This is a genomic window from Phenylobacterium sp. NIBR 498073, from assembly GCF_027286305.1.
In the GTDB taxonomy this organism is placed as follows: domain Bacteria; phylum Pseudomonadota; class Alphaproteobacteria; order Caulobacterales; family Caulobacteraceae; genus Phenylobacterium.
This window is the reverse complement of sequence record NZ_CP114599.1, coordinates 3,016,389-3,035,430: the sequence shown is the minus strand read 5'-3', so window position 1 is coordinate 3,035,430 and position 19,042 is coordinate 3,016,389. Positions and strand designations below refer to the sequence as shown.

The window sequence follows — 19,042 nt, the reverse complement described above, 5'->3', positions numbered from 1 at the left end:
TCGTTGACAGGGATATGCGGCTCAGATTCTGTCGCTCGCGGGGAAACGCGGGGGCGTAGGATGGCGGGCAGGTCCCACCAGGGGGCGGCGCGACGAGAGAACCTGCTGCTCGTCGTGTTGGGGCTGACCTACATCGGGGTGTTCGCGTTTTGCGACGCCTTGACGCGGGACGCGCAAGGCATGCCGGCGCTCTGGCCGGTGAACGCCATCGCCGCGGCGGGGCTGTTGCATTTCGGCCGGGCCCGGCGATTTGCATTCCTGGCGATATGCGTCGTGACGCAACTGGTCGGGCACGCCCTGGCCGGGGACCCCTGGGGGCTGGTGGCGATCTACACCGGGCTCGACACGACCGAGGCCGTGCTGCTGGCGGCCGTGGCGTCGCGCGCGACCCGCGGGCGGGCGCGAATCCGCAGCGTCAGGGAGGCGCTGCTGGTCATCGGGACGGCGGCGCCCGTCAGCGCGGCGATGGCGGCGATCGGCGCCACGCTCACCGATCTCATGCTGGGCCGGGACTTCGGCACGGTCTTCGTGGGCTGGCTGTTCTGCTGCGTGCTGGGCATGGCGATCGCCCTGCCGGCGACGCTGGTGCTGCTGGACGACCACCCCTGGACCCACAACCCACGGCCGGCGCCCTGGGTCAGGGTCGGCATCTACGCCCTGGTGATGGCGGCCACGCTCGTGGCCTTTGCGCAGGCCGAGGGCTGGATGGCGTTCGTGGTGTTTCCCGCCGCGACGCTCGCCGCGTTCCGGCTCGGTCCGAAGGGGGCGGCCTGGAGCGCGGTCATCGTGGCGGCGCTGGCCATGCCGCTGTTCGCGCTCGGGGCGACGACGATGGGCGAGACGGCGACCTGGGCCGCCGTCGACCGCATCCGCCTGGGTCAGGTGTTCATCACCATGATGTTCCTGACGACGCTGGCCTTGGCGCTGTCCCTCTACCGGCAGCACCGGCTCAGGGACCTGGTGCTTCGCCGCAATCGTCACCTGGCCGCGGCGCGGGAGCGGGCGCAGGCGGCGAACAGGGCCAAGAGCGAGTTCCTGGCGACCATGAGCCACGAGCTGCGCACGCCGCTGAACAGCGTCCTGGGGTTCGCGAGCGTGATCGACGAGACCGAGGACCTCTCGGCCGAGGGGCGGCGGAGGATGGCGCTGATCGCTGCGGCGGGGCGCTCGCTCGTGACCCTGGTCGACGACGTGCTGGAGTTCGCGCGGCTGGAGGCCGGGCGCTTCGAGTTGACGCCGCAGGCGGCCAATCCGCTGGTCGTGGTCCGCGAAACCGCAGGGATCGTCGCCGCCGCCGCCGCCGAGAAGGGGCTTGAGCTGCGGGTGAGCGCGAGCGGCGACGAGGACGCCCGCTTCCAGATCGACCCCAATCGTCTGCGCCAGATCGTCCTGAACCTGCTGAACAATGCGGTGAAGTTCACCAGCCAGGGGAGCGTCCGGGTCGCCGCCGAGATCGCCGAGGAGCCCGGCGGCCACATCTTCCGGCTGGAGGTCCGCGACAGCGGCATCGGGATGAGCCCCGCCGAGATGGACCGGATCTTCGAGCGGTTCTCGCAGGCCGACAGCTCGATCCGCCGGCGTTTCGGCGGGACCGGCCTCGGGCTAGCGATCTCGAAGTCGCTGGTCGAGCTGATGGGCGGGCAGATCGGCGTCGAGAGCGCGCCGGGCGAGGGAGCTACGTTCCGGGTGAGCGTACCGCTGGGCGCGCCCGAAACGGCCGATCAGCGCCCGCCCATGGCCGCGCCGGCGGCGGCGACCGGGACGGGGCGGGTGCTGGTGGTCGACGACCACCCGATGAACCGCGAGCTCTGCAAGCTGCTGCTGGAAATGGAAGGCTACGAGGTAGCGATGGCCGAGGATGGCGACGACGCCGTCCGGATGGCGGGCGAGCGCGACTTCGACGTCATTCTCATGGACATCCGCATGCCCCGCATGGACGGCCTGACGGCGACGCGGGCGATCCGGGCGCTGGATGGGCGGCGCGGGCGGACCCCGATCATCGCGGTGACCGCCGAGGCCCTGCCCGAGCAGGTCGCCCGCTTCCGCGAGGCCGGGATGATCGACCATATCCCCAAGCCGATCGCGCAGACCGAGCTTTACGACAAGATCAACCGCTGGATCGAGCACTGAGCCGCGCGGGTCGGCGCCTGATGTCCATCCCGTCTCCACGCCTGCTCATCACAGGGCGGCGAGTCCTTGAGCCCGCGCCGGGCGGCGCCTAAGTCTCGGGCGCGCCGCGGCGGAGTTCGCGGGGGTCGGCAGGGAGCGTTCGGTGGTCCGGTTCTATCAGCTCCTCGCCAATAACCTGCTGGCGAACATCACCAATTTCACGGTGTGGTTCGCGCTGACCTTCTGGATCTATTTGGAGACCCGCTCGGTCTTTGCGACGGGGATGGTGGCCGGGATCTATCTGGTGCTGACCGCGGCCACCGGCATCTGGTTCGGGAGCCTGGTCGACCATCACCGCAAGCGAACCGTGATGCTGGCCTCGAGCGCGGTGTCGTTCGGCCTCTACGCCCTGGCGTTCGCCGCCTATGGCCTGGCGCCGGCCGGCAGCCTGAGCGATCCCTACGGGGCGCCGGTGTGGATCCTGGTGGCGCTGGTCATGCTGGGCGTCATCGCCGGCAATATCCGCAGCATCGCCCTGCCGACCCTGGTGACGCTGATGATCCCGGAGGAACGGCGCGACAAGGCCAACGGCCTGGTCGGCATGGTCTCGGGCGTCGGGTTCCTGACCACCTCGGTGATCAGCGGCTTTCTGGTCGCCTGGGGCGGCATGGTCTCGACGCTGATCTTTGCGCTGGCCTGCACCGCCGCGGCCTTCGCCCACCTGCTGTTCGTGCGGCTGGACGAGGACGCCGCGGCCCCGGCGACGCCGCACGAGCATCGCAAGGTCGACATCGCCGGCACCATCAAGGTGATCGCCGCGGTTCCAGGCCTGTTCGCGCTGATCTTCTTCGCCACCTTCAACAACTTCCTCGGCGGGATCTTCATGGCGCTGATGGACGCCTACGGCCTGTCGCTGGTGAAGGTGCAGACCTGGGGCCTGCTGTGGGGGCTGCTGTCGACGGCGTTCATCCTCAGCGGCCTGCTGATCTCGCGCACCGGCCTGGGGCGCAGCCCGCTGCGGACGCTGCTGCTGGTCAACCTGATCAGTTGGGCGGTGTGCTGCGTCTTCACCCTGCAGCCGTCGATCACGCTGCTGATCGCCGGCTGCTTCGTCTGGATGTTCCTGGGCCCCTACGCCGAGGCGGCCGAGCAGACGACCTTGCAGAAGGTGGTGCCGTTCGAGCGGCAGGGGCGGGTGTTCGGCTTCGCCCAGTCGGTGGAGCAGGCGGCCTCGCCGCTGACCGCCTTCCTGATCGGACCGCTGACCCAGTTCATCTTCATCCCGCTGATGACCACCGGGGCCGGCGCCGAGGCGATCGGCGATTGGTTCGGACGCGGCGAGGATCGCGGCATCGCGCTGGTCTTCACCCTGGCCGGGGTGGCCGGGGTGATCGTGACGCTGATCGCCTTCAATTCCAGCTACTACCGCCAGCTGGCGCGGGCCTACGCCAAGGGCGAGGGACAGGCCGCCGAGCTCGGGGCGGCCTAGTCCCGATGCGCCGCGTGAGACGGCGCATCGGAGCTGGTCGTCAGTTGCGGTAGCTGGGGTCGATCCGGTCCAGCTTGCGCAGCAGGGCCGGCCAGGCGAGCCCTTCGGCCAGGCGCTTCATGCCGGCCGGCGCGGTCTGGTGCTCGACCTTCTCCTCGACGCCCTGCGGCGGGTTGTAGAGCCCGTCGCGGCCGGCGCTGAGCATCAGCACCTGGGCCTCGCAGGCGCGCTCCAGGTAGTACATGCGCAGGAAGGCGTGAGCGACGCTCTCGCCCACGGTCAGGGTGCCGTGGTTGCGCAGGATCATGGCGTTCTTGGTCCCGAGGTCGGCGACCAGGCGCGCGCGCTCGCCTAAGTCCGTCGCGATGCCTTCGAAGTCATGATAGGCGACGTCGTGACGGGCGATCATCGCGGTCTGGGTGTGGGGCAGCAGGCCCTCGGCCATGGCCGAGACCGCCTGGCCGTGCGGGGTGTGCAGGTGCAGGACGGCGTGGGCGTCCTCGCGGCCCATGTGGATCGCCGAGTGGATCACGAATCCGGCCTTGTTCACCGGCTGGCGCGCGTCCATCACCCGGTTGCCGTCGACGTCGATCTTCACCAGCGAGGAGGCGGTGATCTCGTCGAACATGTGGGTGTAGGGGTTGATCAGGAAGTGGTGTTCCGGCCCCGGAACCCGCGCCGACAGGTGAGTGAAGATCAGGTCGTCCCAGCCGTAATGGGCCACCAGGCGGTAGGCGGCGGCGAGGTCGACGCGCAGCGCCCATTCCTCCTCGGACACCTGATCGCGGATCGACGGGGCCTCGGCGCACGTCTCGGTCATGGTCGTCATGGCCAGTCTCCTCCTTCTGTTGGCTCCGTCCTCGCACGGGCGCGAGGCGCAGATTGTCGCCGAATTGACAATTGGCGGCGCGTGGCGATGTTTTCCCGATGATCCCGATCACCGATCCCTGGTTCGCCGCGCTGCCGGCGCCGCGCCGCGAGGCGCTGCTGGCGCGGGCGCGGACGAGCAGCGCGGGCGCCGGGACGCGGGTCTATGGGCTGGGCGACCCGCCGGACGGGCTGTGGGCGGTGGCCGAGGGCGAGGTGCGGCTGGTCTCCTATCCGGCCGTCGGCATGGAGTCGGTGGCGATGATCCTGGGGCCCGGCGCGTGGTTCGGCGAGCTGTCGGTGATCGACGGCGGGCCGCGGCCGCACGATGCGGTGGTGGTCAAGCCAGCGCGGCTGCTGCACGTCGCCCTGGCGGCGGTCGAGCAGGTCGCCGAGGCCCATCCGCTGCTCTTTCGCGATCTCGGGGTGCTGATCTGCTCGCGCCAGCGCTCGGCGCTGACCTTCATGGCCCACAGCATCGCCCAGCCGATCGGGGTGCGGCTGGCGCGGACCCTGGCCGGGGCGGCGCGCAGCTCCGGCGGGGCCGAACTGCACGTGCGCCAGGAGGACCTGGCGGCGATGATCGGGGTGTCGCGCCAGACCATCAACAAGGAGCTGAAGGCGCTGGAATGCGCCGGGATGGTGCAACTGGCCTATGGCCGGATCGTGGTGCGCGACGCCCAGCGGTTGCGAACGGTCGGGGACGTCTAGGCGACGTGTCGGCGAACGATGTTCGCCGGCCTTGACAGGGGGCCTGCGTTGGCAGGCCATGTCGCCTCGCAGCCGCGACCTCCTCGCGCTGAACGAAAGGAACGGGCGATGTCACTGCGTATCAACGGCGAGGCGCCGAACTTCACCGCGCAGACCACCGAAGGGAAGATCAACTTCCACGACTGGATCGGCGACAGCTGGGCGATCCTGTTCTCGCACCCCAAGGACTTCACGCCGGTGTGCACGACCGAGCTGGGCTACATGGCCAAGCTCAAGCCGGAGTTCGACAAGCGCAACACCAAGGTCATCGGCCTGTCGGTCGACCCGGTCGACAATCACGCCCGCTGGGCGCAGGACATCGCCGAGACGCAAGGGACGGCGCCGAACTTTCCGATGATCGGCGACACGGATCTGGCGGTCTCCAAGCTCTACAACATGCTGCCTGAGGAGACGGCCGGCGGATCGGACGGACGCACGGCCGCCGACAACGCCACGGTGCGCACGGTGTTCATCATCGGCCCCGACAAGAAGATCAAACTGATGCTGGCCTATCCGATGACCACGGGCCGAAACTTCGACGAGATCCTGCGGGTGCTGGATTCGATCCAGCTGACCGCCAAGCACCGGGTGGCGACGCCGGTGAACTGGAAGCAGGGCGAGAAGGTGATCATCGCCGGCTCGGTGTCGGACGACGAGGCCAAGACCATCTATCCGAACGGCTGGGACGCCCCGCGTCCGTATCTGCGGATCGTGCCGCAGCCGCAGTAGCGGGCCTTCACATGGCGGCCGCGCAGGCGCCGAGCACGATCCAATTGGATCGTGCTCGAGTCTTGGTGGGAGCATTTTCTTCGCCGAACCGGCATCCACTTCGGCGGAAAATGCTCTAGCGTCCGCCGCCGGCCAGCGAGCCGGAATCGAGAAGGGGAGAACGCCAGATGTTTTCGCATGTAATGGTCGGCACCAACGACCTGACCCGCGCCAAGGGTTTCTATGACCAGCTGCTGGGGGCGCTGGGCGTGTCGCCCGGCTTCGTCGACGGCCACCGGGTGTTCTACATGAGCCCGACCGGCGTGTTCGCGGTGTCGCTGCCGATCGACGGCGAGGCGGCGACCATCGGCAACGGCAGCACGGTCGGCTTCAACTGCGCCAGCGCCGAGCAGGCCGACGCCTGGCACGCGGCGGGCGTGGCCGCCGGCGGGACCAGCATCGAGGAGCCGCCGGGCGTGCGCGCCGGGACGACGGGCAAGCTCTACCTGGCCTATCTGCGCGATCCGGACGGCAACAAGCTCTGCGCCCTGCACCGGATGTAGGCTAGGCCTCCACGGCGGCCGGCGCCGGGCCAAATCGATTTGGGCCCGGCGTCCCGGCCGAACCGAGCATCCAGACCAGCCCCGCCAGGGTGAGCAGATAGACCATGTTGTTGAGCAACAGGGCGGCGAACAACGGCATGATCGGCGCGTCGGTCATGAAGCTGTCGATCAACGCTCTGAACCCGAAGATGCCGAAAGCCAGGAAGGGCAGGGGGACAAGCCCCCATAGGCCCGAGCGGCCGGTGTCGTGCAGCCGCCGGGCGACAGCCGCGCCCAGCAGGGCGACCGCGCCGGCGGCCACGAGGCCAGTGGTGGTCAGCAGATAACCGAAGTCCGGGGTCAGTTCGGGGTGAGAGCCTTCGATCTGGACCGAGACCTGACCCGGGCCCCGATGGACGGTGGTCAATTCGGGATGTTCGGCTGCGAAGCTGTTGATGGCCTCGAACGTCTTGTTCACTTCGATGACGAACGGCGCGCACATGGCGACGAAGGCCAGGGCGAGGATCAGAGAGGCGTAGGGCCAGAAGCGGCCGGAGGAATCGCGGCCCTCGAATTGCGCCAGGCGGGTCAGGCCCGCAACGATCGGATTGCTCATGTCTTCCCCCTTTATGGAGAAGGTTGCTACCTTGGGTCGCGTCTGGCAATCCCTTGGTGTGGGCCTGTGCGGTCAGGCGCACTGGCCTGCGCCACGAGGCGGGCCTATAGCAGCGGCCTCTCGGAGGGGCCGGTTTGTTTGCTGAGTTGGGGCCGCAGGCCGTGGCGATGTTGTGCGTGGCGGCGCTGACGGCGGGGTTCGTCGATGCGATCGCCGGCGGCGGCGGGCTGATCACCGTGCCGGCGCTGCTGGCCGTCGGCGTCGACCCGGTCTCGGCCATCGCCACCAACAAGGTGCAGGGCAGCGTCGGGACCGCCTCGGCGACCTGGACGTTCTGGCGGGCCGGCCACATCGAGCTGCGGGCCATCAGGGTCGCGCTGGTCATGGTGCTGATCGGCGCGGTGGCGGGCGGGCTCGCGGTGATGGTGGTCGACACTCGTTGGCTGATGCTGCTGCTGCCGGTGATGCTGATCGCCATCGCGCTCTATTTCCTGCTGGGCCCGAAGATCGGCGCGCAGGACCAGCACGCCCGGCTGGGGCCGCTGGGCTATGGCCTGGTCGCCGGCGGCATCGGGTTTTACGACGGCTTTTTCGGCCCGGGCGCGGGGTCGTTCTACACGCTCAGCCTGGTGACGCTGCTGGGCATGGGGCTGGTGCGGGCGACGGCGCACACCAAGGCGCTGAACCTGACCAGCAACCTCGTCTCAGTGGTGGTGCTGGGGCTGGGCGGCCATGTGCTGTGGGCGCTGGGCGGGGCGATGGCGGTCGGCCAGTTCATCGGCGGGCGGCTGGGCTCGCGCGCGGCGATGCGCTGGGGGCCGCGGCTTATCCGGCCGCTGCTGGTGGCGATCTCGCTGGCCATGACCGCCAAGCTGCTGGCCGACCCGGCCAACCCGCTGCGCGAGATGATCGGCAGGCTGCTCGGCTAGGCGTCTAGGTGACTAGGCGGGCGTTGGGGCCGGGGTGTCGATGGCGGGCGTCGAGCGCTCGCCCAGCACCACGGCCAGGCTGCCGGCGACGATCAGCAGGCCGCCGCCGGCCAGCGCCAGGGTCAGCTGGTCGCCGAACAGGGCCACGCCGATGCCCGCGCCCATCAGCGGTTCGATGTTGATGAACACCCCGGCGCTGGCCGCGCCGACCCGGGCCGAGCCGAACTGCCAGGCGGCGGTGGCGACCAGGGTCGAGAGCACGCCCTGGCCGACGATGCCGGCCCAGGCCGCGCCGCTGAGGTCGAGCCGGGGCGGGCCGTGCATGACGAGCGCGATCGGCAGGATGGTCAGGGCGGCGATGACCACCGTGACCGCCGGGATCGCCATCGGGCTGGCGGTCTTGGGAGCGCGGCGCAGGACCAGCAGCCAGGCCAGGAAGATCAGCAGAGCGATCAGCGACAGGGCGACGCCGAACGGCGAGGAGCCGGCGTCCGGCTTGCCGGCGATCAGGGCCGCGCCGAGAGTGGCGGCGGCGACCCCGGCCCAGGAGGCGCGGCTGACCCGCTCGCCGAGGATACGGGCCGAGACTGCGATCAGCGCCGGCATGGCCCCGACCAGCAGGGCGGCGAGGGTGACGCTGACATGGGCCAGGCCCTCGAACTGGACCATGAAGGCCACGCCGTAGAGCGCGCCGGCCGCCAGCACCGGCGGCGAGCGGAACAGCGCCCGGGTCTCAGCGTCGCGGAACGCGAACGGGGCCGCCGCGAGCGCGGCGACCGCGAAGCGCAGCAGCACCATATGGGCGGCGTCGGTCTCGCGCAGGGCGAGCTTTCCAAGAGGAAAGCCCAGCCCCCAGAAGGCGCCTGCGGCGAAAAGAGCGAGAAAGGCGAGGCGCTTCATGGGGCGCTTCGTGCCCTATTGCGCCGGTGAAGGCGAGAGGGCTTGCCGCAGGGGATTTCGGTGACGCTGTCGCAAGCTTCGCTGTTTTGGCATTCTCGTCGTCGCGACAGACCTGGGGGTGGATGTGGAAATTCCGAAGTATGCGGCCATGGAGATCGAACGCAGGTTCCTGGTCACGCATTGCCCCGATCTGTCGGGCGCGCGCATGCGGGTCATCGAGGACGTCTACCTCGCGGGCACCCGGATGCGGCTGCGAGCGATCACCCACGCGGACGGGCGGCCTGCCGAGTACAAGCTCTGCAAGAAGTACCCTTCGGCCGAGGCGCTACGCGGGCCGATCGTGAACCTCTACCTTTCGGCGCAGGAGCACGCCCTGATGGCGGCGCTGCCGGGCGCCGCGGTGCGCAAGCGGCGCTACAGCATGCCGTGGGCGGCGTTCAGCATCGACGTGTTCGAAGGCGAGCTGTCAGGACTGATCCTGAGCGAGGTGGAGGCGGATTCCGTCGAGGAGGTTGCACGGATCGGCCTGCCGCCGTGGGTTTCCCAGGAAGTGACGACTGACCCGTTCTTCACGGGCGGCGCCCTGTCGCGGACGTCGGCGGAGGATCTGCGGCGGCGACTGGAGGCGCTCTAAGTCGGCGGAAAGCCCTCGGGCAATTCCGGAAGCGCGACGGCGGGGTCGTACCAGGTCGCGCCGTCCGATCGCCAGATGTGCCACTGGCGTGCGGCCTCGATCGGGGTGTCGAGGCAGCCCAGCCGCAGCATGACCGTGGGGCGGCCGGCGCGTTCGGCGGCGATCTGGGAGCCGCATTCGGAACAGAAGTGACGCAGCTTGCCGGGCGACGACTCGAACGACTTGCGGGCCGCATCGCCCCTGATCCAGCGGAACCGGTCCCTCGGGACCGCCGCGAGGCTGGAGAACGCCGCGCCGTGGGCCTTGCGGCAGGTCTCGCAATGGCAGTGGATGACGCCCTCGATCTCGGCGTCGGCCTCGTAGGCCACGCGGCCGCACAGGCAGGATCCGGTCAACATGGGCGCGCTTCTCCGACTAAGCTGGACAGCTCACAGTGACGCGCGGCCGGGCGCCCTGCAACGGCCGGTCGGCCGCCAGAGAAAAATCAGGGCGGGCGTCGCAAGGCCGGCTGGTGGTTCGTCCTTGGGAGAGGAGGACGACATGACCGTGACCATCACCGCGTTCGAAAATTCCCCCGACCGCGGCCGCGGCCTGGCGCGCGACATGCGAGTCCGCTGGGCGCTGGAGGAAGTCGGCCAGCCCTATGAGGTTCGGCTGGCGTCGTTCGCAGCGATGAAGGCGCCGGCGCACGTGGCGCTGCATCCGTTCGGACAGATCCCGACCTACGAGGAAGGCGGGCTGGTTCTGTTTGAGTCTGGGGCCATCGTACTGCACATCGCCGAGCGATCCGCGGGGTTGTTGCCGACGGACCCGGTCGCCCGGGCCCGGGCGACCGCCTGGATGTTCGCCGCGCTGAGCACCGTGGAGCCGCCGATCGTCGAGCGTTCGATGGCGACGATTGTGGAGCGCGACGAGCCCTGGTTCGAGGCGCGGCTGCCGATGCTCGACGCGCGGGTCCGCCAGCGGCTGGGCGAGCTGTCGCGTCGGCTGGGCGAGGCCGAATGGCTGGACGGCGCGTTCAGCGCCGGCGATCTGATGATGGTGACGGTGCTGCGCCGGCTGGCGGGATCGGGCCTGCTGGAGGCGCATCCGAACATCTGCGCCTACATCGCCCGAGGCGAGGCGCGGCCGGCCTATCAGCGCGCGTTCGAGGCTCAGTTGGCGGTGTTCACGGCCGCGTCGGGCCGATAGGCTCCTGGCCCATGACCGAGCATCGGATCTATTCGACGAGCGTGGCGAGCGTCTATCCGCACTATGTCGCCAAGGCCGAACGCAAGGGGCGCACCAAGGCGCAGGTCGATGAGATCATCAGCTGGCTGACCGGCTATGAGCCCGGCGAGCTCGATCAGAAGATGGCGGCCAGTTTCGAAGACTTCTTCGCCCAGGCCCCGGCGATGAACCCGGCGCGGGCGCTGATCAAGGGCGTCGTCTGCGGCGTGCGGGTCGAGGACATCCAGGAGCCGACCATGCGCGAGATCCGCTATCTGGACAAACTGGTCGACGAACTGGCCAAGGGGAAGGCGATGGAGAAGATCCTGCGCCAGTAGGGGCGTTGCAGCGAGGGGGAGCCATGGACGAGACCGAAGAGCTGATCGAGCTGTGCATACGCACGCTGGTCTCGCAGATGATCCCGGCGCCCGGCGTCGAACTGCACGTCACCCGCCGCTGCGTGCTGGGCCTGACCGACGAGCCGGCCGCCGACTTCAACCGGCTGATCCTGGGCGCCGATCCGCAGGGCGAGGGCTTTCTGGTCCGGGCGGCGGCGCTGGCGAAGGCGCGCGGCCGGCCGTTGGTGGCGACGATGAGCCCGCGCGCGGCGGACACGCTGGCCCCGGTCGCGACGCGCCTGGGGTTCGCCCCCGTCGGCGCAGCGCCGCTGATGGTGCTGCGTGCAGGCACGCCGGTTGAGCCCGGCCGCCCGATGAAGGTCGTCCCCGCGCTGGGACCTGAGCTGGCCCAGGTCGCCGGCGACCTGATCGCCTCGGCCTTCGACACGCCGCGCGACGTCATCGCCAGGTGCATCGACGTCTGCATGACGCCGACTGCGGGCGTGGAGACATATATCGCCTGGGGCGACGACGGTCCGATGTGCACGGTCTCGGTGACGCCGACGGGCGACACGGGCGCGATCTCGCTGATGGCCACGCCGCCGGAGCATCAACGCAAGGGCGCGGGCCGCGCCCTGCTGAGCCATGTGATCGACGACTATCGGCGGCGCGGCATGACGCGGTTCCACCTGGGGGCCACCGAGGCCGGTCGGCCGCTCTACGAGAGTCTCGGCTTCGAGGTGGTCGCGGACCTTCCGGTCTGGCTGCTGACGGCCGAGGCCTAGAGCAATTTCCGATCTGATTAGATCGGAAATTGCTCGTGACTCTTTGAATTTATAGCATTTTCTTCGCCGAACCGGCGGCCGCCTCGGCGGAAAATGCGCTAGAGGCCCGCCAGCCAGGCGGCGTCGCGCGACGAGGGGCGGCGGTGCAGCCGGCGCTCGAGCAGGGCCTGGGCCTTGTCCGCCGCGCCGGCGCGCATCAGCGCCACCAGCAGGGTGTCCTCGATCACCTGGCGCTGGGCGCCGCTGCCGCCGATCCGCACCACGGCGCCGGCGACCGGCTCCAGGGTTCGGACGCAGGCGGCGTAGTCGGCGTCGGCGAAGGCCTGGGCGGCGCGACCAATGGCGGGGACCACCTCGGCGAGGGCGACCCCGCGCGGGTCGGCCTCCAGCGTCGCGATGCGCCGGCCCAGGGCCTCGCGGCCGGCGGTGGCGGCCTCGATCAGCGCCAGGTGGGCGTCGACGAAGGCGTGGCCGGGCTTGGGGAAGGCCTGGCGCGCATAGCCGGCGACCTGCTCCCAGCCGGCCTGTGGCGCGCCGTGGCCGTAGAGGTCAAGCCGCCAGAGGAACGAGGCGGCGTCGCTGACGACGTTGATCGGCAGGCCCCGCGAGACGCCGGGGCGGACCTGGTCCTCGTAGATCCGCAGCGCGGCGGCGGCGTCGCCCTGTTCGAGCGCGACCAGGGCGGCGTGCCAGGCGAGGTGGCCGTGCAGGACGCCGGCGCGGTCGTAGGACGGCAGCCAGCCGGCGATCAGGGCTTGGGCGGCCTCGCCGTCGCCGCCCTCGAACATGGCGTGGGCCAGGGCGTGGACGGCGTTGGCGTTGGCGGTGCGCAGCGCCAGGGCCCGTTCGATCATGTCGCGGCCGCGGGCGACCTCGCCGTTCTCGACCAGGGCCCAGCCGTGGCTGGTCAGGAACCACCAGTCGTCGTCGGCGAAACTCGCGGCGTGGCGGGCGCAGAGATCGACGCGGGCCTGGTCGTGGTCGGCCATGCCTGAGAACGCGAACAGGCCGAACGCGCCGAGCGGCATCGACAGCACCAGCACGTCGCGGGGCCAGCGGTCGGCGTGGGCGAGGGCGGCGGTCAAGGCCTCGGCCGAGCGGCCGGTGAAGGCGAGCTCCAGGACCTCGACGTGGCTCCTTTCCCGCTCGGTTCCCGATTTGGCGACCAGCGTGCGGGCGGCGGCGACCTGCTCGCGCATCTGCTGCGGCTGGGCGTTCAGCGCATAGGCGCGGGCGCGGCCGGCGCGGGCCAGGGCGAAGTCCGGATCGGCGGCGATCGCCGCGTCGAACGCGGCCTCGGCGCCGGGCCAGGCGGCGAGGATCAGGCGCACGCCCTCGCGATAGTGCTCGGCGGCCTCGGCGGAGGTGGTCGAAAGCGGCAGGTCGTGGGTGTCGAGGTGCATGGTGGGAAGACTATAGGCATGGCGGCCATCCCGACCACGTCTAGTCGACGCGGTCAGCCGAATATCCGCGGCCCTGACGGTGGAAGCGCTAGCGCTGGCCCGCCGTCACCGGGGCGCCGGTGAAGGGCTTGGCGTCCTTCATCAGGATGTGGGAGGCGATCTTGTCGACGCCGAGGCCTTCCTGCAGCAGGCGGTCGGCCAGTTCGCCCCAGGCGCGGACGTCGGGGCAGACGACCTTGATCAGGTAGTCGAAGGGGCCAGAGACCTGGGCGGCCTCGACCACCTCGGGGATTTCGGAGAGCACGGCCTCGAAGTGCAGCAGGTCGGCGGGGCGATGGCTCTTGAGCGTGACCTCGCCATAGATGGTGACGGTCGGGCGGATGCGCTCGATGTCCAGGCGGGCGTGGTAGCCGAGGATCAGGCGCTCGGCCTCCAGGCGGCGCACGCGGGCCAGGCAGGCGCTGGGCGAGAGGGCGACCTTGTCGGCCAGGGCCTGGTTGGTGATGCGGCCGTCGGCCTGCAGATTCGCCAGGATCTTGAGGTCGATCCGGTCGAGCGAAGGATATCCGTCCAAGGCCTGTTCCCGCCGCAGTATCTGCGGAGCAAGACCTGGTCTTCCGCCGCCCATTTTGACCAAGCCCTAGCACAATAAGACTCTAAGGCTTCGATGATTTCTGCGGAGGATGCCATGATCAACACCGGCGTCGTGATCCGCCCGGCCGCCCTGACCGACCTTGAATCCCTGCATGCCCTGGCGCTGAGCGCCGGGCTCGGCATGACCAATCTGCCGCCCTGCCGCGAGCGCCTGCTGGGCCTGCTCAACGCCAGCGCCGACGCGCTGGCCGGAAGCCGCAAGGCCGGCAGCCAGATCCTGTTGGTCATGGAAGCAGGTGGGGAGGCCGGCGGCGAGGTGGTGGGCACGGGCTGCATTTTCCCGAGCGTGGGCGGGGATTGGCCGTTCTACTCCTATCGCATCGGGCGGCTGCGCCAGACCTCGCAGGCTCTGGGCAAGGTGGTGGAGAACACCATCCTGACCCCGGTGAACGACTATGACGGGTCGGCCGAGGTCGGCGGGCTGTTCGTGCGGCCCGGCTTGCGCGGACTGGCCGGCGGGCGGCTGATGGCGCGCTCGCGCTACCTGTTCATGGCCGAGCATCGCGACTGGTTCGGCGACCGGGTGGTTTCCGAGCTGCGCGGCTACCAGGACGCTGACGGCCGCTCGCCGTTCTGGGAAGCGGTGGGCCGCAAATTCTACGGCCTGGAGTTCAAGGAGGCCGACCGCATCAGTGTCGGTCCCGGCAAACAGGTCATCGCTGACCTGGGGCCGAAGTATCCGCTGTATCTGAACCTGCTGCCGACCGACGCGGCGCTGTCGGTGGGCCAGTTCCACCCGGACGGCGCGCGGGCGCATGCGCTGCTGACCGAGGAAGGTTTCAAGTTTGAAGGCTGCATCGACATCTTCGACGCCGGCCCGACCATGGTCGCCGACATCGACAGCCTGAAGGCGGTGCGCGACAGCCGGGTGGGGACGGTTCACGAGATCGGGCCCTGCGAGGACGGGGGCGAGGTGCTGGCCTGCGCCGGGGCGGTCGAGGGCTTCCGGGCCTCGCGCGGGCGGGTTCTGGTGAGCGAGGCGGGGCTGCGGATCAGTCCCGAGCTGGCGGCCGTTCTGAACGTGCAAGCAGGAGACCTCATCCGTCATGTCGAATTCTGAGATCGTCTCCACCGATCCCTGCACCGCCGAGATCGTCTGGCGCGGCCCTGCCGCCGAGCCGGGGGCGCTGGACGGCGTGCTGGCGCGGGCGCGGGCGGGCTTCGAAGCCTGGTCGAGCCGGCCGCTGCAGGAGCGCCATGCGGTGGCGCGGGCCTTCGCCGCCCTGGCCAAGGCGCGGCGCGAGGAGATAGCCCGCCTGCTGAGCCGCGAGACCGGCAAGCCGTACTGGGAGACCCTGACCGAGGCCGACACCGTCGCCGGCAAGGTCGAGGTTTCGATCAAGGCGCAGGCCGAGCGGGCCGGCGAACGGAGCAGCGACGTTCCCGGCGGTCAGGCGCGGCTGGCGCATCGGCCGCATGGCGTGCTGGCGGTGATCGGGCCGTTCAACTTTCCCATGCACCTGCCCAACGGCCACATCGCCCCGGCGCTGATCGCGGGCAATGCGGTGGTGTTCAAGCCGAGCGAGAAGACCCCGGCCAGCGGCCTGTTGCTGGCCCAGCTGTGGCGCGAGGCCGGCGTGCCGGACGAGGTGCTGCAGGTGGTGGTCGGCGGGGCGGAGATCGCCAAGGCGCTGGTCGTGCACGACGGGATCGACGGGGTGCTGTTCACCGGCGGCGTCGCGGCCGGGCGGGCGATCCACCTGGCCCTGGCCGACCAGCCGCAGAAGATCGTCGCGCTGGAGCTGGGCGGCAACAATCCGCTGGTGGTCTGGGACGTGGCCGATGTCGAGAGCGCCGCGCACCTGATCGTGCAGTCGGCCTATGTCTCGGCGGGGCAGCGCTGTTCCTGCGCGCGCCGGCTGATCGTGCCGCAGGGCGCGGCCGGCGAGGGGGTGGTCGAGGCGCTGGCCGCCCTGATCGACCGCATCGTGGTCGGCGCGCCGTTCGATGAGCCGCAACCCTTCATGGGACCGGTGATCGACCTGGCGAGCGCGCAGGGGCTGCTGGACGCGCAGGCGCGGCTGGGCGGGAGCACGATCCGCCAGATGCGCCGGCTCGAGGCCGGCAAGCCGTTCCTGACGCCAGGCCTGATCGACGTGACCGGGGTGGCGGCTCCGGACGCCGAAAACTTCGGGCCGCTGCTGCAGTTGATCCGCGCCAAGGACTGGGACGAGGCGATCGGCGCCGCCAACGCCACGCGCTTCGGCCTGGCGGCCGGGCTGCTGAGCGACGATGCGGCGCGCTATCGCGACTTCTGGAGCCGGGCGCGGGCCGGGATCGTCAACTGGAACCGGCCGACCACGGGGGCGGCGGCCACCGCGCCGTTCGGCGGACCAGGGCTGTCGGGCAACCATCGGCCCAGCGCCTATTACGCGGCCGACTACTGCGCCTATCCGGTGGCGAGCATGGAGGCGGTGAGCCCCGAGTTCCGCATCGGCGCGGGGCTGGCCCCGTGATCGAGGTCAATTTCGACGGCCTGCCGGGGCCGACCCATAACTATGCGGGCTTGTCGGTCGGCAATGTCGCCAGCCAGAGCCATTTCGGCGAGGTCTCCTATCCGCGCGCGGCGGCTCTGCAGGGGCTGGCGAAGATGCGGACGGCGATGGAGCTGGGCCTGACCCAGGGCTTCCTGCCGCCGCCGCTGCGGCCGGCGGCGGACGCGCTGCGCGGGTTCGGGTTTTCCGGGGCCGACGACGAGGTGCTGGCGGCGGCGGGCGAGCAGGACCTGGCGCTGCTGCGCGCGGCGTGCTCGGCCTCCAGCATGTGGCGGGCCAACGCCGCGACCGTGCTGGCCGCGCCCGACACCGGCGACGGGCGCACGCATCTGGTCACCGCCAACCTGGCCGGGATGCTGCATCGGAGCTTCGAGGCGGCCGAGACCTTCGCGCTGCTGAGGCGGGTGTTCGCGAGCGAGGACCGCTTCGCGGTGCATGGGCCGCGGGCCAGCGCGCGGCACTTCGGCGACGAGGGGGCGGCCAACCACATGCGGCTGGCGGCCAGTCATGGCGCGCCGGGCCTCAACGTCTTCGTGCATGGCGAGGCGAGCCGGGGCGGGGCGTTTCCCGAGCGCCAGAGCCTGCGCGCCAGCCAGGCGGTGGCGCGGCTGAGCGGGTTGGCGGGCGAGCGGACCTTCTACGCGCTGCAGAACGAGGCCGCGGTGCAGGCCGGGGCGTTCCACAACGACGTGGTGGCGGTGGCGAACCAGAACGTGCTGCTGGCCCATCCGCAGGCCTTCGCCGATCCGGCGCGGCTGTACCGCGAGCTGCGCGCGCGGCTGCCGAACCTGCACGTGGTCGAGACCTTTGGGGTCAGCCTGGAGGACGCGGTGTCGTCCTATCTGTTCAACTCGCAGCTGGTCAGCCTGCCTGGCGGCGGCATGGCGCTGATCCTGCCGTCGGACGCGCAGGAGAACGCGGTGGCCTGGGCGGCGGTCGAGGCGGTGCTGGCCGGCGACAATCCGATCGAGCGGGCGGTGGTGGTCGACGTGCGCGAGAGCATGCGCAACGGCGGCGGGCCGGCCTGTCTGCGCCTGCGGGTCCCGGTCGACGGGCCGGGCCTGGCCGGGATCGACCCGCGCTTCATTCTGGACGAGGCTCGCTGGACCAGCCTGGCCAAGGTGGTGGTCTCGTACTGGCCCGAGCAGATCGCGCCGGGCGACCTGGTGAAGCCGGAACTCTGGGCCCAGGCGCGGGAAGCGCATGCGGCGCTGGAGGCGGTGATCGGCTGAATACGGGTGTCATCCCGGTTTCGGCGCAGCCGAAGACCGGGACCCATGAACACCTGATCCTGCAAAGTTCGCGCAGACTCCGCCGATGCGGCGGGAATGGGTCCCGGTCTTGCTTCGCAAACCGGGATGACACTGTGGGCGGCGAGCGGCTACCCCACCAACATCAGACTGGTCGCGGCGGCGAGCAGGGCGATGACGCCGGTGGCGGCGACCAGGGTCCAGGCGAGCTTCGGTTCGATGCGCAGCAGGTCGCGCGGGGCGACCTGGGCGCTGATGGCCGCGACGCCGCCGAGCAGCAGCAATTGCGAGGCGAGCGCCAGGGCCGGCAGCAGGGCGGCCGGGATCAGGCCGAAGCTGCGCGCGGCCATCAGGGCGGCGAAGGCCCAGACGAACAGCGGCGGCAGCGGGAAGCGGCGGGCGCGGGCCTGCATGCCCATCGACAGGCCGACGGCGACGATCACCGGGCCCAGCCAGAGGATGCGCGAGAGCTTGGAGAGGGCGGCCGAGGCCTCGACGCCCGGCGAGACCGACTGGCCGGCGGCGACCACCTGGGCGACGTCGTGGATCGAGAGGCCGAGGAAGACGCCGGTCTGGCGCTCGCTGAACCCGAAATGCCGGGCGATCAGCGGATAGGCGACCATGGCGAGGGTCGAGAGCAGGTTGACGCCGACCACCACCAGGGCGGTGGTGCGGCGGCTGGCGTCGCTGTCGGGCAGGGCGCTGGCGGCGGCCATGGCGGCCGAGGCGCCGCAGATCGAGACGGCGCTGGCGGCGATCAGCGCCTCGACCAGCGGCAGGCCGGCGAGCAGGCCGATGCCGGTCCCGGCCCCGAGGCTGGCCATCACCACCCCGCCGCTGGCCAGCGCCACCGGCAGGCCGAGCGCGGCGAGTTCGGCGAAGGCGATCTGGGCGCCGAGCAGGGCGACGCCGGTCTTGAGGCCCGGCTTGGCCCACCAGCACAGCGCCGGGCCGAGCGCGGCCGACCAGCCGGCGAGGCCCAGGCCCATGCCGGCGACGGCGGCGATGATCGGGGCCGGAAAGCCGCTGGCGCGGCCGAGCATCAGGGCGGCGAGCGCGATCAGGCCGAGCGCCAGGCCGCCGACCAGCGGATGGCGCGTCTCTCCCGCCGTGAGCGGGATCAGGCTCACGCCTGGAGGGCCTTGTGGGCGGCGGCGTCGGGACGGCCGCGGGCGGACATTCGGGCGTGCAGGCGCTGCACGCAGAGGCTGGCGGTCTTCTCGAACCAGAACGGGAAGACGGCGTGCACCAGGCAGGCGGCGCCGGCGGTGATCATGGTCACGCCGAAGCCCGAGGCCTGGGCGAGGTGCTGGCCATAGCTCTCGCCGACCGAACTCGGATGCCGATTGAAGGCGTCCAACATC

21 protein-coding genes are annotated in these 19,042 nt (G+C 70.7%); 13 read left to right on the top strand and 8 right to left on the bottom strand.

From position 1 onward, the window contains the following. The first annotated feature begins 60 nt into the window (after nucleotides 1-60). A complete protein-coding gene (locus O4N75_RS15170; protein WP_269626322.1) occupies nucleotides 61-2,130 on the top strand; it encodes an ATP-binding protein in 2,070 nt (689 codons plus the stop codon). Nucleotides 2,131-2,272: 142 nt separating this feature from the next. Continuing rightward, nucleotides 2,273-3,598, top strand: coding sequence for an MFS transporter (locus O4N75_RS15165; RefSeq protein ID WP_269626321.1), 1,326 nt, complete (start codon nucleotides 2,273-2,275; stop codon nucleotides 3,596-3,598). Between the two features lie 40 nt (nucleotides 3,599-3,638). Here O4N75_RS15165 and O4N75_RS15160 read toward each other — a convergent pair whose 3' ends face one another. Further along, the gene (locus tag O4N75_RS15160; protein WP_269626320.1) at nucleotides 3,639-4,427 is read right to left on the bottom strand and encodes a class II aldolase/adducin family protein; all 789 of its coding nucleotides are present in this window, start codon (nucleotides 4,425-4,427) and stop codon (nucleotides 3,639-3,641) included. A gap of 98 nt (nucleotides 4,428-4,525) precedes the next feature. Between O4N75_RS15160 and O4N75_RS15155 the strand changes: the two genes are divergently transcribed. The 3 genes from O4N75_RS15155 to O4N75_RS15145 all read left to right on the top strand — a co-directional run bounded on the left by O4N75_RS15155 (nucleotide 4,526) and on the right by O4N75_RS15145 (nucleotide 6,486). After that, nucleotides 4,526-5,176 (top strand): Crp/Fnr family transcriptional regulator, encoded by a 651-nt coding sequence (locus O4N75_RS15155; protein WP_269626319.1) that lies wholly within the window; start codon nucleotides 4,526-4,528, stop codon nucleotides 5,174-5,176. Between the two features lie 108 nt (nucleotides 5,177-5,284). After that, on the top strand, nucleotides 5,285-5,944 hold the full coding sequence (locus tag O4N75_RS15150) for a peroxiredoxin (RefSeq protein WP_269626318.1): 660 nt from the start codon (nucleotides 5,285-5,287) through the stop codon (nucleotides 5,942-5,944). Between the two features lie 167 nt (nucleotides 5,945-6,111). Further along, nucleotides 6,112-6,486: a VOC family protein gene (locus O4N75_RS15145; protein ID WP_269626317.1), complete on the top strand. Its 375-nt coding sequence runs from the start codon at nucleotides 6,112-6,114 to the stop codon at nucleotides 6,484-6,486. Nucleotide 6,487: 1 nt separating this feature from the next. Here O4N75_RS15145 and O4N75_RS15140 read toward each other — a convergent pair whose 3' ends face one another. Beyond that, nucleotides 6,488-7,081: a DUF805 domain-containing protein gene (locus O4N75_RS15140; RefSeq protein WP_269626316.1), complete on the bottom strand. Its 594-nt coding sequence runs from the start codon at nucleotides 7,079-7,081 to the stop codon at nucleotides 6,488-6,490. A gap of 134 nt (nucleotides 7,082-7,215) precedes the next feature. On the opposite strand from O4N75_RS15140, the gene O4N75_RS15135 reads away from it, so the two are divergent. Further along, nucleotides 7,216-8,010, top strand: coding sequence for a TSUP family transporter (locus O4N75_RS15135; protein ID WP_269626315.1), 795 nt, complete (start codon nucleotides 7,216-7,218; stop codon nucleotides 8,008-8,010). Between the two features lie 12 nt (nucleotides 8,011-8,022). Here O4N75_RS15135 and O4N75_RS15130 read toward each other — a convergent pair whose 3' ends face one another. Beyond that, entirely contained in the window at nucleotides 8,023-8,910 is an 888-nt protein-coding gene (locus O4N75_RS15130) for a DMT family transporter (RefSeq protein ID WP_269626314.1), read from the bottom strand. A gap of 124 nt (nucleotides 8,911-9,034) precedes the next feature. Here O4N75_RS15130 and O4N75_RS15125 point away from each other — a divergent pair, with 124 nt between their 5' ends. After that, complete coding sequence (locus O4N75_RS15125) at nucleotides 9,035-9,544, top strand: hypothetical protein (RefSeq protein WP_269626313.1); 510 nt, start codon at nucleotides 9,035-9,037, stop codon at nucleotides 9,542-9,544. Here the strand turns inward: O4N75_RS15125 and O4N75_RS15120 are convergent. Continuing rightward, nucleotides 9,541-9,942, bottom strand: coding sequence for a GFA family protein (locus O4N75_RS15120; RefSeq protein ID WP_269626312.1), 402 nt, complete (start codon nucleotides 9,940-9,942; stop codon nucleotides 9,541-9,543). The two genes, O4N75_RS15125 and O4N75_RS15120, sit on opposite strands and share 4 nt — an antisense overlap. 142 nt (nucleotides 9,943-10,084) lie before the next feature. Here O4N75_RS15120 and O4N75_RS15115 point away from each other — a divergent pair, with 142 nt between their 5' ends. The 3 genes from O4N75_RS15115 to O4N75_RS15105 are packed head-to-tail and all read left to right on the top strand — an operon-like array spanning nucleotide 10,085 to nucleotide 11,876. Continuing rightward, nucleotides 10,085-10,735, top strand: a complete 651-nt coding sequence (locus tag O4N75_RS15115; protein ID WP_269626311.1) for a glutathione S-transferase family protein — start codon at nucleotides 10,085-10,087, stop codon at nucleotides 10,733-10,735. An 11-nt stretch (nucleotides 10,736-10,746) separates the two neighbouring features. Then, nucleotides 10,747-11,091, top strand: a complete 345-nt coding sequence (locus O4N75_RS15110) for a DUF2200 domain-containing protein (protein WP_269626310.1) — start codon at nucleotides 10,747-10,749, stop codon at nucleotides 11,089-11,091. Nucleotides 11,092-11,114: 23 nt separating this feature from the next. Then, nucleotides 11,115-11,876, top strand: a complete 762-nt coding sequence (locus O4N75_RS15105; protein WP_269626309.1) for a GNAT family N-acetyltransferase — start codon at nucleotides 11,115-11,117, stop codon at nucleotides 11,874-11,876. 98 nt (nucleotides 11,877-11,974) lie between these two features. Here O4N75_RS15105 and O4N75_RS15100 read toward each other — a convergent pair whose 3' ends face one another. Beyond that, nucleotides 11,975-13,279 (bottom strand): tetratricopeptide repeat protein, encoded by a 1,305-nt coding sequence (locus tag O4N75_RS15100; protein ID WP_269626308.1) that lies wholly within the window; start codon nucleotides 13,277-13,279, stop codon nucleotides 11,975-11,977. Between the two features lie 88 nt (nucleotides 13,280-13,367). Further along, nucleotides 13,368-13,853 (bottom strand): Lrp/AsnC family transcriptional regulator, encoded by a 486-nt coding sequence (locus O4N75_RS15095; RefSeq protein ID WP_269626307.1) that lies wholly within the window; start codon nucleotides 13,851-13,853, stop codon nucleotides 13,368-13,370. Between the two features lie 114 nt (nucleotides 13,854-13,967). Here O4N75_RS15095 and O4N75_RS15090 point away from each other — a divergent pair, with 114 nt between their 5' ends. From O4N75_RS15090 to O4N75_RS15080, 3 genes are read left to right on the top strand one after another with little or no spacing between them, the layout of a single operon-like run. Then, nucleotides 13,968-14,993: an arginine N-succinyltransferase gene (locus O4N75_RS15090; RefSeq protein WP_269626306.1), complete on the top strand. Its 1,026-nt coding sequence runs from the start codon at nucleotides 13,968-13,970 to the stop codon at nucleotides 14,991-14,993. Then, nucleotides 14,980-16,389, top strand: a complete 1,410-nt coding sequence (gene astD, locus O4N75_RS15085) for a succinylglutamate-semialdehyde dehydrogenase (RefSeq protein WP_269626305.1) — start codon at nucleotides 14,980-14,982, stop codon at nucleotides 16,387-16,389. The genes O4N75_RS15090 and astD overlap by 14 nt, the downstream gene beginning before the upstream one ends. Continuing rightward, entirely contained in the window at nucleotides 16,386-17,660 is a 1,275-nt protein-coding gene (locus O4N75_RS15080) for an N-succinylarginine dihydrolase (protein ID WP_269626304.1), read from the top strand. Before astD ends, O4N75_RS15080 begins: the two co-directional genes overlap by 4 nt. Before the next feature lie 149 nt (nucleotides 17,661-17,809). Here the strand turns inward: O4N75_RS15080 and O4N75_RS15075 are convergent, their stop codons facing one another. Both O4N75_RS15075 and O4N75_RS15070 read right to left on the bottom strand, forming a co-directional pair. Next, nucleotides 17,810-18,808 (bottom strand): putative sulfate exporter family transporter, encoded by a 999-nt coding sequence (locus O4N75_RS15075; RefSeq protein ID WP_269626303.1) that lies wholly within the window; start codon nucleotides 18,806-18,808, stop codon nucleotides 17,810-17,812. Next, nucleotides 18,805-19,041, bottom strand: coding sequence for a DUF6356 family protein (locus tag O4N75_RS15070; RefSeq protein WP_269626302.1), 237 nt, complete (start codon nucleotides 19,039-19,041; stop codon nucleotides 18,805-18,807). The genes O4N75_RS15075 and O4N75_RS15070 overlap by 4 nt, the downstream gene beginning before the upstream one ends. Between the last annotated feature and the right edge of the window lies 1 nt (nucleotide 19,042).

Bases quoted from the DNA above. Each gene is read 5' to 3' on its own strand.
- O4N75_RS15150 (WP_269626318.1), top strand. From the start codon at position 5,285: ATGTCACTGCGTATCAACGGCGAGGCGCCGAACTTCACCGCGCAGACC.
- O4N75_RS15105 (WP_269626309.1), top strand. From the start codon at position 11,115: ATGGACGAGACCGAAGAGCTGATCGAGCTGTGCATACGCACGCTGGTC.
- O4N75_RS15120 (WP_269626312.1), bottom strand. From the start codon at position 9,942: ATGTTGACCGGATCCTGCCTGTGCGGCCGCGTGGCCTACGAGGCCGAC.
- O4N75_RS15170 (WP_269626322.1), top strand. From the start codon at position 61: ATGGCGGGCAGGTCCCACCAGGGGGCGGCGCGACGAGAGAACCTGCTG.
- O4N75_RS15115 (WP_269626311.1), top strand. From the start codon at position 10,085: ATGACCGTGACCATCACCGCGTTCGAAAATTCCCCCGACCGCGGCCGC.
- O4N75_RS15160 (WP_269626320.1), bottom strand. From the start codon at position 4,427: ATGACGACCATGACCGAGACGTGCGCCGAGGCCCCGTCGATCCGCGAT.
- O4N75_RS15130 (WP_269626314.1), bottom strand. From the start codon at position 8,910: ATGAAGCGCCTCGCCTTTCTCGCTCTTTTCGCCGCAGGCGCCTTCTGG.
- O4N75_RS15110 (WP_269626310.1), top strand. From the start codon at position 10,747: ATGACCGAGCATCGGATCTATTCGACGAGCGTGGCGAGCGTCTATCCG.
- O4N75_RS15090 (WP_269626306.1), top strand. From the start codon at position 13,968: ATGATCAACACCGGCGTCGTGATCCGCCCGGCCGCCCTGACCGACCTT.
- O4N75_RS15140 (WP_269626316.1), bottom strand. From the start codon at position 7,081: ATGAGCAATCCGATCGTTGCGGGCCTGACCCGCCTGGCGCAATTCGAG.
- O4N75_RS15070 (WP_269626302.1), bottom strand. From the start codon at position 19,041: ATGTTGGACGCCTTCAATCGGCATCCGAGTTCGGTCGGCGAGAGCTAT.
- astD (WP_269626305.1), top strand. From the start codon at position 14,980: ATGTCGAATTCTGAGATCGTCTCCACCGATCCCTGCACCGCCGAGATC.
- O4N75_RS15155 (WP_269626319.1), top strand. From the start codon at position 4,526: ATGATCCCGATCACCGATCCCTGGTTCGCCGCGCTGCCGGCGCCGCGC.
- O4N75_RS15100 (WP_269626308.1), bottom strand. From the start codon at position 13,279: ATGCACCTCGACACCCACGACCTGCCGCTTTCGACCACCTCCGCCGAG.
- O4N75_RS15145 (WP_269626317.1), top strand. From the start codon at position 6,112: ATGTTTTCGCATGTAATGGTCGGCACCAACGACCTGACCCGCGCCAAG.